We start from the raw sequence: 17897 nt of genomic DNA, 5'->3' as shown, positions 1-17897 counted from the left end.
ATTTTTTTTGTAGAATTAAGAGAAAATAAAAACATAATTTATTATCATTACTTTATAAAAAAGAAAAAGCCCAGTGAGAAGTTATATCCACTGGGCAGGCATATCTATTTAACTGTTTGTTTTTGTAAAAATGTATCACGATTCGTTACTGCATCAACGGCTTCGTAGATTGTACTTTCAAAGTGATTAACTTGAAGGGAAGTGACACCTTGAATTGTCGTTCCTCCAGGTGAACATACTTGATCGATTAATGCCCATGGGTGAGAATCGGACTGTAATACCATTTGCGCACTGCCTAATACAGAGCTTGCCGCAATTTGAAGTGCCATATCTTTGGGCATCCCTTCACGAACTGCTGCACGGGCCAATGAGTCGATATAGAGGTAAGTAAAGGCAGGAGAAGCACAACCAATTGTTGTAAAGATTGAAAATAGGTTTTCAGGAAGCTCGACAATTGTTCCGACAGTAGCAAAAAGCTTCTCAATGATTGCTTTTTGACCTGCACTAGCTTTCTGAGTTGAATAACAACTTGTCGATGCCCCGATTGTTGCGTTAATATTCGGCATAACCCGGAAAATAGATGTTTCGCTTCCAAGTTCCTCATGTAAATAATCGAGTGATTTTCCGGCGGCGATTGAAATGACGATGTGTTTATTCGTTAGATGTTTTTTTATTGTAGGTAAAACATCTTCGAACATTTGAGGTTTTACAGCGATGACAATTACGTCTACTTGTTCCATTATCTGTTCAATTGTATCGGCTGCCTGAATGCCGTATTTATTTACAAGGTCTTCGGTTTTTTCACGACTCCGATTCATCCCGTATACATCGGCAGCATTAAATTGCTGGCTTGTAATCATGCCGTGAATAATCGCGCCAGCCATGTTTCCAAGTCCGATAAATCCAAATTTCATCTATAAATCCTTCTTTCAATTAATTTAATTATATCTTTTACGTAAAATGTACATAGCGCTTAGTATACCGCACTGGCCGTTCAATGCAAACAGAACGACTTTTTTCATACACACAATAACCGTCCTTTTGTTGCTAATAACAATAAATTAGGTTAATTACAATTAAGAACGGGAATATTGAGTGAAAAGGGTCACGATTTCAGATTAAATCATGCATTCATATAATTATTGTTGGAATGAATAAACAACGTTAAAATAAATGCAATGGACGAAGAGTGCAACTGCATTACTTTGTCGCCGATGGAGTGATTAGATGAAAGAAAATAAAAAAAATAAAGATCATGGAAAAGTAATTTTATTTCCGGGGATGATGGATCGTTTATTTAATGAAGCAAAATACTTGGCAGAAAATAACCAGTACAAAGAAGCAAATGAGCTATTTGAGCAAGCTTTGTTACTAGGTGAGGGAGATGAAGTGTCACTTAGTATATTTGCATACTCATTATATGAAGAAAAAAATTACGAACGAGCAAAACAAGTTTGTGAGGAATTGCTTGCGATAGGTCCAAACATGTACTTTGAAGTGATGGAACTGTACTTAACGATCTGCATGCAATTACGTCAATTTAAACAAGTTGAAAAAATCATTGAATCATTGTTTGACGAACAGTTAATCCCTGAATATGAAGCGGAAAAATTCGAACGCTTAAAAAATTTGAATGCCCATATTGCGGAAAACCAGGAATCCCATTTTCAAGCAACAATTATTGAAGATAACGAACCTGAAGAATTTACGGCAACAGAATTTTCTGTAATGTCAGCACAACAGCAAATGATGCTGATCCATGAACTTACGGAAAAGAATATCCGTCCCTATTCCGGTGAATTGAAAGCCCTCATTGAAAACGAAACAATCCAACCTTTTATAAAAAGCTTACTGCTCATTCTGCTTGTTGAACAAGAAATCAATATGACAGTCACTGTAACAAAACTAGGTCAGTCCAAAGAATTAAACCCGGTGAATTTTCCGTTGCCGACGAAGCTGCCTCAATATACGGAAATTACGGGATTTATAACGGAACAACTGGCACAGGAGCCGTCTACTTTAGAGTTTGCTTTACACTTAATCGACAAACATGCAATCGTACTTTACCCGTTTGAATGGGCCGGATATTCCAGTGAAGAAGTTGCTGCAGGCTATATCGATTATGTGAAAATAATGTTCGGTGAAGAGAGGGAAATGAATGGTGGAATAGTTACTTTTTTACAAAACATAGAAAAAATGTCGGATTTGCAAGAGTAGTGAAAAAAGTTGAAACATTGAGCATCTATGTTATACTAAAATGGTTGTCAAACAATATATATGACGAGTTTGTTTATTCAAACGAATGTTAACTTTGGAGGTAATATATATGTCAGTAAAATGGGAAAAACAAGAAGGTAACGAAGGTTTATTAACGGTTACTGTAGAAGCTGCAGAAGTTGATAAAGCTTTAGACCAAGCTTTCAAAAAAGTAGTAAAACAAATTAACGTACCAGGTTTCCGTAAAGGAAAAATGCCTCGTAACGTATTTGAAAAAATGTACGGTGTAGAAGCTCTTTACCAAGATGCTCTAGAAATCGTTATCAATTCTTCATACCCAGTTGCTTTAGACGAAGCTGGTATTGAGCCAGTTGACTACCCAGAAATCGCGGGTACTGAGAATTTCGCTAAAGGTACTGACTTCACATACACTGCAACAGTAACTGTGAAACCAGAACCAAAATTAGGTGAATATAAAGGTTTAGAAGTAACAAAACAATCTGCTGAAGTAACAGACGAAGAAGTTCAATCTTTAATCGACGCTCAATTAGCTAAAAAAGCTGAATTAGAAATTAAAGAAGATGAAGCAATCGTTGAAGGCGACACAGCTGTAATCGATTTCGAAGGTTTTGTTGGTGAAGAAGCATTCGAAGGCGGTAAAGGTGAAGACTACGCATTAGAAATCGGTTCTGGTTCTTTCATTCCAGGTTTCGAAGAGCAATTAGTAGGTGCTAAAACTGGTGAAACGAAAGATGTAGTAGTTACTTTCCCAGAAGAATACCATGCTGCTGAATTAGCTGGCAAAGAAGCGAAATTCGTTGTAACAGTTAAAGAAGTTAAAACAAAAGTATTACCAGACTTAACGGATGAGTTCGCTAAAGAAATCGATCCAGAAGTTGAAACTGTAGAAGCATTACGCACTAAATTAAAAGAAACTACTTTAGCTAACAAAGAAGCAGATGTAGAAGCTTCTTTACGCGACGAGTTAGTTGAAAAAGCGGCTGCTAATGCAGAAGTTGAAATTCCACAAGGAATGATCAACACTGAAGTTGACCGCATGGTTCAAGAGTTCGGCCAACGTTTACAAATGCAAGGTATGAACTTAGACCTTTACTACCAATTCTCAGGTCAAAACGAAGAAGCATTACGCACTCAAATGGCTGAAGAAGCTGTAAACCGTGTACGTGTATCTTTAGTTTTAGAAGCAATTGGTCAAGCTGAAAACATTGAAGTATCTGAAGAAGATATCAATACAGAAGTAGAAAAAATGGCTGCTCAATTCGGTATGTCAAACGATCAAATTTTAACTGCTTTAGGTGGAACTCAAGTTCTTGAGAACGATATCCGCACTCAAAAAACAGTTGAATTCCTAGTTGAAAACGCTAAAATTTCTAACTAATTATTTGTTTTGAATAATCGATTTGAATTCAATCCTGTACTGATTCATGACCATGGTGAAGCATGAATCAGTGCCGACAAGTACCGGTTTACTCCTGGGCTACCGTCTAACATAAAGATAAAACTAGTACGGATTGAATAAAATGAGATTTTGACAAGGTACGGTATTCCCGTGCCTTGTTTTCTACCTTTGAATACATACATATAATAGTTGGTTCATTTGAATATTTAATGATAAAAAGTTACAATATAAAGTGAAACTTAAATCAGTGGGGGTTCTTTATCTCCCACTGATTGTTAGTTGAACCAATCGGGCTTTTACGGGTAGTTGATTTCCCGCCTTTCCTTTTCGCTGTACTTTAGTCGAAAGGCGGAATTCTTACTACCCGTTAATGCGGGATAATCTCATTAACTATTGAACAGCCAGCAAAGTTTAATAGGACATAAAATAAGCTAGTAACAACGCGCAATCAATTTATTTGATAAAACAACTAGAATCTTGTAAGATTGTTGCTTGAATAGGGGTGAACCAAATTGTTTAAATTTAATGATGAAAAAGGCAATTTAAAATGCTCTTTTTGTGGTAAACCACAAGAACAAGTTCGTAAACTGGTTGCAGGACCAGGCGTATATATTTGTGATGAGTGTATCGAACTATGCTCGGAGATCGTAGTGGAAGAGTTAGGGATCGAAGAGGAAATCGAGTTCAATGAAATTCCAAAACCTAAAGAGATTTTAAATATTTTAGGTGAATATGTAATCGGACAAGAACGTGCAAAAAAAGCATTAGCAGTTGCTGTATATAATCACTATAAACGTATTAATTCGAATTCAAAAATTGACGATGTTGAATTGTCGAAATCGAATATCGTATTAATCGGACCAACTGGTAGCGGTAAAACTTTACTTGCTCAAACGTTGGCGCGTATTTTAAATGTACCATTCGCAATTGCTGACGCGACAAGCTTAACTGAAGCAGGTTATGTTGGTGAGGACGTTGAAAATATTCTTTTAAAGCTAATCCAGGCTGCAGATTATGATATAGAACGTGCAGAAAAGGGTATCATTTATATTGATGAGATTGACAAGGTTGCTCGTAAATCTGAAAATCCTTCAATTACACGTGACGTATCAGGCGAAGGTGTACAACAAGCATTACTGAAAATTTTAGAAGGTACAGTTGCAAGTGTTCCCCCACAAGGCGGACGTAAGCATCCACACCAGGAGTTCCTTCAAATCGATACATCGAATATCCTGTTTATCGTAGGTGGAGCATTTGATGGAATCGAAACAATTATTAAACGTCGTCAAGGCGAAAAAGTAATTGGCTTTGCTTCAACACAAAATAAAGGAATCGATGAAGATGCTTCAATTATGTCACAGTTAATTCCTGAAGACTTGTTGAAATTCGGATTAATTCCTGAATTTATCGGACGTTTACCGGTATTGGCTACATTAGAGCAGTTAAATGTAGATGCTTTAGTACAAATTTTAACTGAGCCTAAAAACGCTTTAGCAAAACAATACCAAAAAATGTTGGAGCTTGATGATGTTGAACTGGAGTTTGAAGACGATGCACTTGTCGAAATTGCTAAATTGGCAATTGAACGCAAAACTGGTGCCCGTGGTCTACGTTCAATCATTGAAGCGACAATGCTTGATGTAATGTTTGAATTGCCTTCACGTGAAGATATTAAAAAATGTATCATCACAGCTGAAACAATTCGTGACAAAGCAGATCCAAAGTTAATTTTGGATGATGGGTCTGAATTGAAAAAAGACGACAACAAAAAAACTTCAGCTTAATTATTAGCTGAATGGATTCCAACTATGTAGCTGACTTAGACTTCTCAAGCAAGTCCAAAGTCAGCTTTTTCTTACAAAAAGCATATACATAAGGTTTCGGATATTTAGCCGGATGTCTCAGGTTTTGAAGCGTTAAAAATGGTTTTCTCCAGTATTTTGAGTACCTGAACTCGGAAAAATCTGGACACAGTAACGCTTAGGCGTAATTGACAAGGAACTAACACATACTTATATTGCGGGTTTTTTTAAAGATTTGGATGGAGGTGAATACCCGCGTGACGAAAAAATTAACTAATATGCCAGTTTTACCGTTAAGAGGACTTCTTGTATACCCAACGATGGTTTTACATATTGATGTGGGTCGAGAACGTTCAATTGCTGCACTAGAACATGCGATGCTTGAAGATAGTACAATCTTTTTAGTAACCCAAAAAGATTTACGTGTTGATTCACCGGGAAAAGCAGATCTTTATAAAATGGGGACATTAGCGAAGGTAAAACAAATGCTGAAGCTTCCAAATGGAACATTACGTATTCTGGTTGAAGGTTTAAACCGTGCGGAAATGGTCAGCTATGAAGATTCCGGAAAATTTACAACTGCAGATTTGGAACTATTTGAAGATGAGCTGCACAAAGATGCAGAAACGGAAGCTTTAATGCGTACTGTGCTATCGTATTTTGAAAAATATGCAAAATCTTCAAACAAAATTACGACAGAAACAATCGAATTGGTGCTTGATATTGAAGAACCGGGTCGATTAGCAGATGTTATTGCTTCTCATTTGCCTTTCAAAATTAATGAAAAGCAAGAAGTGCTCGATATTACGAACATTAAAAAGCGTTTAGATCACTTAATGATTCGTTTGCATGACGAGCAGGAGATCTTAAATCTCGAGAAAAAAATCAGTACAAAAGTGAAACAAGCGATGGAGCGTACACAGAAAGAATATTATCTGCGTGAGCAAATGAAAGCAATCCAAACAGAACTTGGTGATCGCGAAGGAAAAACGGGTGAAATTGCCGAACTTCGCAAAAAAATCGATAGTGCCGGAATGCCGGAGTCAACACAAAAAGTAGCGTTAAAAGAACTTGACCGCTACGAAAAGTTACCTGCTGCAAGTGCAGAGAGTGGTGTCATCCGTAATTATCTGGAATGGCTTGTATCGATTCCTTGGACGGAAAAAACGGAAGACCGTATTGATATTGCCTATGCAGAAGAAATTTTAAACCGCGATCATGATGGCTTAGAAAAAGTGAAAGAGCGCGTTTTAGAATATTTATCAGTACGTCAATTAATGAATTCATTGCGCGGTCCGATTTTATGTTTGGCCGGACCTCCGGGCGTAGGTAAAACGAGTTTAGCGCGTTCCATTGCGGAAAGCCTTGACCGTAAATTTGTCCGTGTATCACTTGGCGGTGTGCGTGATGAATCTGAAATTCGTGGTCACCGTCGTACGTATGTCGGCGCAATGCCGGGACGTATCATTCAAGGGATGAAAAAAGCAGGCACGACAAATCCTGTATTCTTACTTGATGAAATCGATAAAATGTCAAATGACTTCCGTGGAGACCCATCTGCTGCAATGCTGGAAGTATTGGATCCCGAGCAAAATAATACATTCAGTGACCACTTTATTGAAGAACCGTACAATTTGCAAGATGTCCTATTTATTGCAACAGCAAATGATTTAAGTACAATTCCTGCACCATTATTGGATCGTATGGAAATCATTAATATTGCAGGTTATACAGAATTCGAAAAAGTAGAAATTACTAAGAACCATTTGATTCCGAAACAGATGAAGGAACATGGTTTGAAGAAGACGCAAATGGCGATGAAAGATGAAGCGATTACGGATTTAATTCGTTACTATACACGTGAAGCTGGTGTTCGTGGGTTGGAACGTCAAGTTGCGACTGTTTGCCGTAAAGCTGCGAAAAAAATCGTATCTGGTGAAAAGAAAAAAGTAACGGTCAACTCCAAAGTACTAGTGGATATGCTTGGGAAACACCGCTTCCGCTATGGACAAGCTGAATTGGAAAACCAAGTGGGTGTCGCTACTGGACTTGCCTATACAACAGTCGGTGGTGATACATTACAAATCGAGGTTTCATTAACACCTGGTAAAGGTAAATTAATTTTAACAGGGAAGCTTGGCGATGTAATGAAGGAATCAGCACAAATTGCGCTTTCATTCGTCCGCACATTAACAAGTGATTTAGGAGTAGATGCTGATTATTTCGATCAGCACGATATTCATGTCCACGTTCCGGAAGGCGCTGTACCAAAAGATGGTCCATCAGCAGGTATTACGATGACGACTGCTATTGTGTCCGCAATAACTGGAAAAGCAATTAAACGCGAAATTGGAATGACTGGAGAAGTAACATTACGGGGTCGTGTACTGCCAATCGGCGGCTTAAAAGAGAAATCACTAAGTGCCCACCGTGCAGGATTAACGACGATTATCATTCCGCAAGACAATGAACGTGATATTGATGATATTCCTGAAACAATTCGTGAGCAACTCACATTTAAACTAGTTTCACAAGCGGAAGAAGTTCTTGCGCTCGCACTAGATGGAGGTTTTAATAAGTAATGAAAGTCCATAACGTAGAAATGATCGGCAGTTTTGTCCGACCAGAACAGTTCCCGGAAGACGGGCTACCTGAATTCGCTTTAGCGGGTCGTTCAAATGTCGGCAAATCTTCGTTTATCAATCGTATGATTGGCCGTAAAGCAATGGCACGTATTTCGTCAAAACCTGGTAAAACACAACAACTGAACTTCTATAAAATTGAAGAACAGCTTTATTATGTTGACGTACCAGGATACGGCTATGCAAAAGTTTCAAAATCAGAACGTGCAGCATGGGGAAGAATGATTGAGCAGTACTTTATGGGTCGTGAGCAGTTAAGAGCGGTTGTCTTAATTGTTGATATTCGCCATAACCCGACTTCAGATGACTGCATGATGTATGATTTTTTAAAGCATTATAATATCCCGGTAATAGTTGTCGCAACTAAGGCTGATAAAATTCCGAAGGGAAAATGGGATAAGCATAAAAAGATTGTCCGGGAAACACTACAAATGGAAAAGCAAGATCCATTAATCGTGTTTTCTTCTGAAAAAGGTCTTGGTCTAGAACAGGCTTGGGCAGAAATTGAATCACGCATGTAAACAATGCAACCTCGAAATTCTTTCGGGGTTGTTTTTTATTTTGGCCAATTTACTCTCGGAAATTATAATAATTACTTGATATTCATAGTATTTAGCCGATAAAGGTAAATAGGAGGTGTACATTTGGATATTGCTGCATTAGCGATGTCGGCGAAACATAACGAATTGATGCAAAATGTTTCATTGACCATGACGAAAAAAGCGATGGATTTTCAGCAAGATAATGCGAAACAAATAGTCGAAGTGATCAATGCATCACACCCCATATTAGGTAAAACAATCGATATTTACGTATAAATAATTTCGACAATCAATGCCAATAGTCGGCAATTTTGTTACACTAAAATAGGCCCTGTAACAATATTTGGTATCAACTACAAATATTCCGGGCGTTTACTATGGATTGAAAAAGTTACTGAAAGAAGGAGGCAGGAAAATTGCTTAAAAAATTCATTACCGTATTGATAGCAATTACAATTGCTTTAGCGATCTTACCAATAGTGCAAAAAGCTGAAGCAGCATCGAATACATATACATTTATGAAAGCGAATTATAATGAAACCGAAGATAAGAAGGGAAATGTCACACGAACATTAAAAAGTGTCACATTAAAAAATAGTGCAGGCAAAACTGCAACATTTAACCTTGCCAATACTAGTAAATACTATATTAATAGTACGCTGACAACGATTGATGGATTTAAAGCAGGCATGAGTGTCACGATAAAAGTAAACTTGGGCAAAATTACGGAAATGCGTGGCTCTACAAATGTAGAAGGCGGTTCAATCGTCGAAAACAGCAAACAAGTAACCGGTGTTGTCACACAAATTGATCCGAACGGTTTGCAGTTACGTGTAAAAATCGACGGTTCCTCAACTAAAAATTATTCAGTGACAAACAATACGGAAGTTTTCAAAGGAAACTCATCTGTAGATTTAAGCACACTTTATGTTGGAGACCGTGTCCGTCTAAAATTTGCAACAGCCAATACTTCCCGTATAGCTGAAATTACAATTATGAGCACAGCCAATATGGTAGCGGAATTATATAAAGCAGATTTAAATACAGTTAACACAAACAAAAATACGCTAAATGTTAAAAATGCGCATCCTTTACTAAACTGGCGCTTTGGAACAGTAAAAACGAAAACACAAGCAACATTTAATTTTACGAACAGTACAAGCATTTACGTAGGAAATAAAAAAATCTCAAAAAGCCAATTAAAAAAATATAATAATAGCGAGCTTTATTTTGTAACAAAAACTCAGTTCAGCAAAGAAGTAATTGATAAAATTATCGTATTAGCAAAAAATGAGCGTACATTCTATCAACCTATTACAAGTGTCAATCTTGGTGTGAACACACTGCAACTTAAAAATTCATTAAAATTAAATTATCATAACGGTTCGATTTTGATTCGCAATGGCCGTTTAGTAGAACCTGAAGGACTTATAGCCCTTGATTTAGCGCAAAATCCAATATCGACAACGGCATTTGTATTAACAGATGGGGCGATTAAGAGTGATTATGCCCATATCGTCAATATAACAAATGATGGTTATTTAGCACCGAATCTATCAAAATACAAACTTTACTTTGGTCGAATTAATGTGGCGGATCTAGATGCATATGAAGTGGAGTTATTTGACTTACAACGTTTCGATAATCATTTCTGGAATACGGATAATTCCATTGCATCATTTGCTTACAGTAATTCAACAATCGCTTCAGAACTGGATGGAACAAAGCAATTTAAAGTCATCCCGGAACTGGATCTCGATTTGTATGATAATTACACAAATTCACCAAATCCATATTACGGATACTTCTTTGTAAATGATGGTCATATTGAGGGCATTCATTTTGTGCCAAATGAAAAACTGGCTACGTTAACATTAACTGGCCGTGTAAGTTCGATTAATTTCAATACGAAAAAGATATCGGTTGTTAACAGCAGCCAGTGGAACAAAGACGGTCACTGGAGTTACCGATTCGGTTCACTTTCGCTCGACCTATCAAAAGCAATGGTTATTAAAGATGGGGAAGTAATCGACATATCTGAAATTAAAAAAGCAGATCATGTTACAGCGATTGCACGTTCAACATCGGAAGTATATGTATTATTAGTAAACTAATTAAAAAGGCATGCGGGACCGGTTTCTCGCATGCCATTTCATAATAAGTGAATCATAAAGAAATGAGGGACAAATTTGTGAGAAAGAAACTTTGCTTCACCTTCCTAGTGGCATGCTCATTTTTTCTGTTGCTGCTCCCTTCATCAAGTTCTGCACAATCTATTGATCTAACAGGCGGCATAAAAAACGAATATGAGTATGAAGAATACTTTTTCTTAACAGGAAAGCCGATCAAATTTACAGGGACAAATAAAAATATAACGATATCAGCGAGGGAATCTAAAGGCAAGTTAACCGAAACATATAAGTTTACGTTGGCAGGGCCAAATGGGGAAAAGCTAACACGGAATTTTACGTATACATACGATGTCACAAACTATGACCAAGTTGGGCAAAGTTCGGCAACGGGTGAAGTTACAAAATTTACTGAAAAAATTACGGTTGGTGACAGAACCTTTACATTGGCCGATTACCAGCTTTCTAAAAGTACGATTACAGACAAGCGTCCGGCATCCGACTATTATTCAGGAAATGCGATTGCACGTAAAACATATACCGAAATGACAGGACGTAGCAAAGATGCCGTTACTAAAACAATTACGGTACATGTAGATAGCCGCAATGAAGGATATGAAAACTTCTGGGGGGCTACTGAAACACAAATTACGGATTTTGAGATTGAGTTTGATGACGGGACGATTGGTACAGTGAAAAACAAAGTATCAACATCCAAGTCGCGAACATTGGAATATAATGAAAATGATGCATCGTTATCTAGTTTTAACGGTAACTATAAAACGATTAGCTCTGCTGATTCATTATCGGAATATGAATACGACTTGCCTACTAGTGAAGGAACAGTCGCAAGCAACATCGACTATATGCCAATGCTTGAAATGCTGAAAATTCCAAAATTCCGAGATTTATCTTCGAACTGGGCACGCGTGCAAATTGAGAAACTGTATTCATTGGGCATATTAGATGATCAATCGAACTTCTACTCACCCAATACACCTGTTCAGCGCTATGATTTTGCAATTGCCATTGGTAAAGCAATCGATCTGCGTGTATTGGAAGAAACGAACCGCAAAAAGACACAGCCATCTATTTTTAAAGACGTGAAACGTACAGTAAAAGATTACAATTACTTAGTGGCAACGGTTGATAAAGGCGTTATTAAAGGGAAAACACCAACAACATTTGACCCGGATGGTTTTTTAACACGTCAGCAGGCAGCGACAATTTTAGTACGCGCACTTGGGCTGGAAGGTAAAGCACCTGAGCCTGGCTATACTACAGACTATAAAGATGATTACAAAATTACGGATTATGCACGCGATGCAATTTATGTCGCAACACAGTTAGGGTTAATGTCAGGAAGCGAAGGGTATTTCAATCCGAAAGCTACATTAACACGTGCACAATCTTCTGCAATCATTGAACGATTTTTACGTTATTTAGAAACAGATTTAAAAGAAAATTACCGAGACAATATTCTGTTCTTTAACTAAGGGGTTGCAAACATGAGTAAAACAAAGAAACTAATGGCCATGCTGCTCTGTAGTCTTCTAGTATTCTCCGTAGTATTTCCGTTCGGTGCTACGGAAACGGAAGCTGCAAGTAAGCAAATTTCGGATATATCGAAAAAAAATTCGAAGTATAAAGCAGCCAAATGGACAATAGATAATGATTATTTGCAGTTGTATAAAGGAAACAAATTCCAGTCCGGAACACTCGTAATGGAATGGCAAATGCTGCAGTTTTTGGCGAAGATGGACAAAAACTATCATTTCAGTACAAATGATAAAGATATGCTCTATGAATATTATGGCGACTTGAATATTCCGTTATATGGTGTAAATAATAAATCAAAACGCAATGCCAATATTTCACGCGGACATTTTGCGCGTCTTTATGCGGCGGTAAATGGTCTTGATTTATCCGAGATTCAGGCGGTCAGATATTTGTATATGAACGAAATTACGACAGGTACAACAGGAAAGCAAACATACGAGGACTATAAGCCGACACGCAATATTAATCGCGGTGATATGGCAGTCTTCATGTACCGAATCAATCAGCAAGGGAAACTGGCAATTGAAGGTCTGGCAAGTACACCTGCTGGCAAAGATAATAATAAAATTACATTACCGGTAAACTTTGTTGAGAGTAAAAACGGCACTGTTATAATACCGACAACACCAGGTGAAAATACGGATGATAAAACGACACGTCCGGATGTTTATAAAGCAGTTAAAAAAATAAATGTAGAAAACGAGGAACTTATAGCAAACGGTGTTGATTCCACATTAATCACAATTGATCTGCGAGATAGCTACGGCAATGACATTTCATATGATGAATCATTGGCATTTAAAGTAACTTCAAAAGCAGGGGCAAAAGTTTCCGAAACGAATACAAGTACAAGCGGTCAATCCACAACGGTCTATACCGATGGACCACAGCTTAGCGTATATGTAACGGCACCAGCTTTAACGAAGTCAGTAGTGGATACAATTCGCTTTGAGATGATTAATCCATCAGAAAAGTATTACACATACAAAAATCAGGTGATTGAAGCGTCTGTGCGCTATGTGCCAAAAGCAGAACTTCGTATTTCTTACGAAGTGTTCGATCCGGAACAGACAGAGTGGAATGGCGGAACGGTTGACCCTGGCGTTAGACCTCTACCGGCATTACCTCAAGGTGTTGTAGGGACAACGACAGTACCATTTACACAAAACGGGGTTATAACAATCTCAAACTACGATCCGGACTTAAAAGTGATGACAGGGTCTAAATGGGAAAGCTATACAACTGCTGACGGAAAACTGACACAAGGCCAGGTTACTTCCAAGGAAATTCAATATGGGAATGCAGATTTGAAGCTGGAAGGTCAAATTATATCGGTTTGGCTGTTTGAACAAATTCTTGACTATATGATTGAAGGACCAAAAGAGGAATCTTCTTGGGGCGGTCTCGGCAATGCTAAAGTAATGTACACGGTCAACAATGAGGGACGCGCGACATATGATTTGCAAGGTGTCATGAGTGAAGAAGATACGGAAGCATTCGATTCAATGCTCCATGCGGTCATTATTTATTTAACAGACAAATTTTTACCGATTGCAGACCAGGTAACATTAGCACATGAAGAGTCGGTAGAGGTCATTAAGGCGATGTATGATCGTTTAGGCCAAATCGACAAAAACTTACTGCGAAAAGATTATGCGGATATAATCGGGAAGCTCGAAGGTGCCGTTGCAAAAATTAAGGTTTTGCTTGCAGGTAAAGAGCTGCAGCAGCGTCCGGAAGGCATGGACCGATATACAAAAGTAATCGTCAACCTTGTCGCACCAGGCGGGGTTATTATTACCGATTATAAAGGCACGGTGGAAGTAACTTTCAACGGCAAAACACGTGTCGTATCATTCGATACAAATACGAAAGACTATAATAACGGCACAGGCAGCCGCGGATCCGCGGTAGTTTACTTTGATGATATTTTATACGGTAAAGCGCAAGTAAAGGCGCGGTTGATCGATTTGGATCCACGCTACGATAAGGTCGTTCAAAGCCTGAAAAATACAACGGTCACTGAACAAATCTTTGCCAACCCGCGTTATGAAAACAATTTATGTTCCGTTGAATCGGAAGTTATGTTTGTTGTAGACCACTCTGGTTCGATGAAAGCGCGCGATGCGAAAAATTATACAGCGAATAAAGTGAAGCAAACGATTAAACAAATCGGGGCAAACCCTAGTCATGTATATCGCTTTAATAATCGTCCAAATCACGAAGCAACAGACAAAGCGGATATTGTTTCAAGTATCGATAGTTTGTTAACGTATAAAAATGAAAACCGATCGACAAATATTGTGAAAGCCCTTGAAACAGCAATCGGTAATTTCACGACAAACCAGTATACGAGCAAAGCTATTGTACTAGTTACTGACGGTTATTCGAACAGCAATGGACTCGAACAGGTGCTGAGAGATGCAAAACAAAAAGGAATTACAATTCACACTGTCTCTGTTGGGTCATATACAACGGTAAATGAGAAACTACTGAAAGATATTTCGTCCGAAACAAATGGCACATATCAAAATATTACATCGATTGAAAACTTGCACGGCTCTTTGCAAGCAATCATTACGACAATTTTATGTAAAACACCTGTTATGAATAATAGTTGTCTAGTAGGGGATACAATCTTTAACAATACCGATGTACGTATCGAAACATCAAAAGTAACAATCCTGGCAGATGTAAATACAGGATGTGACAATGTAAAAGGTGTTCGCGTTGTCTTCATTTCACCGAGTGGGGATGTTAAATACGACTTGCCTGCACGAGGTTCTTCTCGTTATATGCATCGACCGAACCTTTATGAGTTCCCGGAATTTGATTTATATGTAGAGGTTGAATTCCAGGCAATTGATGCAACCGGCAACATTATTGGGACTAAAATTCATAATATGTGACAAAATAGAGGCTCACTTATAAAGTGAGCTTCTTTTTTAGTTTGAATGATTGAAATCTGTGTCGAACTTTGTTAAACTTACATTAGAATAATTCTAATTTAACAATTCCCGATTCATTTTGGAATGGACTTCATCTTGCTCTCTTTGGGACAAGATGTATTTTTCTGAAGTTAGGGTATATATACAAAGGTTCAGTTATCCACTGACAATATAAAAGTTGTTTTTGGATTTAATTAAGTAGGTTTAGTATATACTTTCATGTCATGTTCACAAACTAAACTAGAATCATGCTGCAATTATGTTACAATAAAATCTATGAATTAGAACGTGTGAGGTGTGGGGATTCATGCATACATTAGTAGTAGGCCTGAATTATAAAACAGCGCCAGTAGAAATTCGTGAAAAGCTCTCGTTTATCGAATCGGATCTTCCGAATGCTATGGAAGCGCTACAAAAGCAAAAAAGCATATTGGAAAATGTAATCATCTCTACTTGTAACCGTACAGAAATTTATGCGGTTGTTGATCAATTACACACTGGTCGCTATTATATTAAACAATTTTTGGCGAACTGGTTTAACATACCGATGGAACAGTTCGAGGATCACTTATTCATCCGTGAAGAAGATGATTCATTGAACCATTTATTCCGTGTAACGGCTGGTATTGATTCAATGGTGCTTGGGGAAACGCAAATTTTAGGACAAGTAAAGAAAAGTTTTTTACAAGGTCAGGAAATTGGTACAACTGGTACAGTTTACAACCAACTATTTAAACAGGCAGTAACATTTGCAAAACGTGCCCATAGTGAAACAGCGATTGGGGAAAATGCTGTTTCTGTTTCTTATGCTGCCGTAGAGCTTGCCAAAAAAATCTTTGGTTCCTTGAAAGATAAGCATGTAGCCATTTTAGGTGCTGGTAAAATGGGCGAACTTGCAATTCAAAACCTATACGGAAATGGTGTAGGAAAAGTAACGGTTATTAACCGTACATTTGAAAAAGCCCAAAACTTGGCATCGAAATTTGATGGAGATGCGAAAGCAATGAATGAACTTCAATGTACGCTGCTGGAAGCTGATATTTTAATCAGTTCAACTGGGGCAACAGATTATGTCATCGATTATGACTTAATGAAAGATGTAGCGAAATTCCGTAAAGGCGATCCTTTATTTATGGTCGATATTGCGGTACCGCGTGATTTAGATCCGCGTATTGGCGATGTGTCCAATGTATTCCTGTACGATATTGATGACCTTCAAGGAATTGTACAAGCAAACTTGGCTGAACGTGAACGTGCGGCAAATGAAATTACAGCGATGATTCAAGAGGAAATTATTCAATTTAAAGATTGGTTTAATACACTTGGTGTTGTTCCTGTTATTTCTGCCTTACGCAAAAAAGCGGCATCTATTCAAGAAGAAACAATGTTGAGTATCGAAAACAAAATGCCGAATTTAACAGAGCGCGAACGCAAAATTTTAAACAAGCATACAAAATCGATTATTAACCAGCTATTGAAAACGCCGATTCTACAAGCAAAAGAACTTGCAAATGAGAAAAATGCGGAAGCACAGCTTGCATTGTTCCAGCAAATCTTCGGTATTGAAGATGAAGTGCAGCATGAAGTTCAGCAATTACGCCCGGAAGTGAAAAGAAGTGAAACAGCAAAAGAGGTAACCTTAAAACCAGGGTTATCTTATTAATTGAACAATAGCCAATAGACATTGAGCCTTATTGAAGCACTTTATTCAAATAAAACATAAGCGTTTTCGTATCTATATGGTAAAATTATAGATAGCGAAAGCGCTTTTTTTTAGTAAGTTTCCATCGGGAGAAGGGTGCATATGACAGAAATGGTAATGACAAGATTATATGAGCTCATGATCATTCTCTATGGGCTCTGTATCGTACTATATTTCACAGACTATCTTTATAAAAATATAAAATTCAGACGCGTAGCTTTTTGGTTTGTTTCGATTGTTTGGGTGTTACAAACTTTATTTATCGTCTTATTTATCATTGAAACGAAGAGATTTCCGATCTTATCGTTGTATGAAGGAGTATTCTTTTATGCATGGCTCTTAACGACACTTTCTATCGTCCTTCATTGCATTGTACGAGTTGATTTACCAGTGTTTTTTATTAATGTATTGAGCTTTGTATTTATGACAATCCATTTATTTGCGCCGCAAACGAACGATCAGATTGTCGGTGATTCATTAGTTTCGGAAATGCTGCTAATCCATATTAGTTTTGCGATTGTGTCATACGCAGCTTTTTCTGTTGCGTTTGTCTTCTCGCTGCTATATTTAATTTTATATCGCATATTAAAACGAAAAAAGCTTACTAATTTATGGTCACGTTTGCCAAGTTTACAGCAAATGGTGAAATGGATTAATTTATCAACCATTATTGGTATTCCATTGCTATTAATAAGTTTAATTTTAGGATTAGAATGGGCATTTTTAACATTAGAGAATGTTTCAATTTTCGATGTGAAAATATTAGGTTCGTTTATCGTATCGATAGTTTACTTAATTATTTTCTTGCTGCATCAGAGAGGGAAATTAATTGGCATGGTATATGCAAAAGTGCATGTTTATTTATTTTTACTCGTAGTCATTAATTTCTTCCTCGGCAGCAAATTATCAAATTTCCATCTGTGGGTTTAGCAGAA

The 17897-nt window shown here is 37.6% G+C and carries 12 protein-coding genes; 11 read left to right on the top strand and 1 reads right to left on the bottom strand.

Annotated elements, in window-relative coordinates; translation table 11 throughout:
• Positions 1 to 104: 104 nt before the first annotated feature.
• Positions 105 to 914, bottom strand: a complete 810-nt coding sequence (gene proC, locus MHH44_RS14220; RefSeq protein ID WP_008405162.1) for a pyrroline-5-carboxylate reductase — start codon at positions 912 to 914, stop codon at positions 105 to 107.
• A gap of 313 nt (positions 915 to 1227) precedes the next feature.
• Here proC and MHH44_RS14215 point away from each other — a divergent pair, with 313 nt between their 5' ends.
• From MHH44_RS14215 to ccsA, 11 genes are all read left to right on the top strand, one after another.
• Entirely contained in the window at positions 1228 to 2217 is a 990-nt protein-coding gene (locus MHH44_RS14215; protein ID WP_008405164.1) for a DUF3196 family protein, read from the top strand.
• 109 nt (positions 2218 to 2326) lie between these two features.
• Positions 2327 to 3616: a trigger factor gene (tig, locus tag MHH44_RS14210; RefSeq protein WP_008405167.1), complete on the top strand. Its 1290-nt coding sequence runs from the start codon at positions 2327 to 2329 to the stop codon at positions 3614 to 3616.
• Between the two features lie 533 nt (positions 3617 to 4149).
• Positions 4150 to 5421, top strand: coding sequence for an ATP-dependent protease ATP-binding subunit ClpX (gene clpX, locus MHH44_RS14205; RefSeq protein WP_008405169.1), 1272 nt, complete (start codon positions 4150 to 4152; stop codon positions 5419 to 5421).
• Positions 5422 to 5678: 257 nt separating this feature from the next.
• Positions 5679 to 8021, top strand: a complete 2343-nt coding sequence (gene lon / locus MHH44_RS14200; protein WP_169797430.1) for an endopeptidase La — start codon at positions 5679 to 5681, stop codon at positions 8019 to 8021.
• Positions 8021 to 8602, top strand: a complete 582-nt coding sequence (gene yihA / locus MHH44_RS14195; RefSeq protein ID WP_008405173.1) for a ribosome biogenesis GTP-binding protein YihA/YsxC — start codon at positions 8021 to 8023, stop codon at positions 8600 to 8602. Before lon ends, yihA begins: the two co-directional genes overlap by 1 nt.
• A gap of 123 nt (positions 8603 to 8725) precedes the next feature.
• On the top strand, positions 8726 to 8899 hold the full coding sequence (locus MHH44_RS14190) for a YjfB family protein (protein WP_008405175.1): 174 nt from the start codon (positions 8726 to 8728) through the stop codon (positions 8897 to 8899).
• A 140-nt stretch (positions 8900 to 9039) separates the two neighbouring features.
• On the top strand, positions 9040 to 10737 hold the full coding sequence (locus MHH44_RS14185) for a phosphate ABC transporter ATPase (protein ID WP_340798881.1): 1698 nt from the start codon (positions 9040 to 9042) through the stop codon (positions 10735 to 10737).
• A 77-nt stretch (positions 10738 to 10814) separates the two neighbouring features.
• Entirely contained in the window at positions 10815 to 12248 is a 1434-nt protein-coding gene (locus MHH44_RS14180; RefSeq protein WP_340798880.1) for an S-layer homology domain-containing protein, read from the top strand.
• A gap of 12 nt (positions 12249 to 12260) precedes the next feature.
• A complete protein-coding gene (locus MHH44_RS14175; protein WP_008405179.1) occupies positions 12261 to 15221 on the top strand; it encodes a vWA domain-containing protein in 2961 nt (986 codons plus the stop codon).
• A gap of 346 nt (positions 15222 to 15567) precedes the next feature.
• Complete coding sequence (gene hemA, locus MHH44_RS14170) at positions 15568 to 16923, top strand: glutamyl-tRNA reductase (protein WP_008405180.1); 1356 nt, start codon at positions 15568 to 15570, stop codon at positions 16921 to 16923.
• 141 nt (positions 16924 to 17064) lie between these two features.
• Entirely contained in the window at positions 17065 to 17892 is an 828-nt protein-coding gene (gene ccsA, locus MHH44_RS14165) for a cytochrome c biogenesis protein CcsA (RefSeq protein ID WP_008405182.1), read from the top strand.
• Positions 17893 to 17897: the final 5 nt, after the last annotated feature.

The sequence above is a fragment of the Solibacillus sp. FSL K6-1126 genome, from assembly GCF_038003445.1.
Classification (GTDB): domain Bacteria; phylum Bacillota; class Bacilli; order Bacillales_A; family Planococcaceae; genus Solibacillus; species Solibacillus silvestris.
This window is presented reverse-complemented; position numbering and strand designations above follow the sequence as displayed.

Coding starts and splice junctions, on each gene's coding strand:
- MHH44_RS14215 (WP_008405164.1), top strand. CDS start 1,228: ATGAAAGAAAATAAAAAAAATAAAGATCATGGAAAAGTAATTTTATTT.
- ccsA (WP_008405182.1), top strand. CDS start 17,065: ATGACAGAAATGGTAATGACAAGATTATATGAGCTCATGATCATTCTC.
- lon (WP_169797430.1), top strand. CDS start 5,679: ATGGAGGTGAATACCCGCGTGACGAAAAAATTAACTAATATGCCAGTT.
- yihA (WP_008405173.1), top strand. CDS start 8,021: ATGAAAGTCCATAACGTAGAAATGATCGGCAGTTTTGTCCGACCAGAA.
- proC (WP_008405162.1), bottom strand. CDS start 914: ATGAAATTTGGATTTATCGGACTTGGAAACATGGCTGGCGCGATTATT.
- hemA (WP_008405180.1), top strand. CDS start 15,568: ATGCATACATTAGTAGTAGGCCTGAATTATAAAACAGCGCCAGTAGAA.
- tig (WP_008405167.1), top strand. CDS start 2,327: ATGTCAGTAAAATGGGAAAAACAAGAAGGTAACGAAGGTTTATTAACG.
- MHH44_RS14175 (WP_008405179.1), top strand. CDS start 12,261: ATGAGTAAAACAAAGAAACTAATGGCCATGCTGCTCTGTAGTCTTCTA.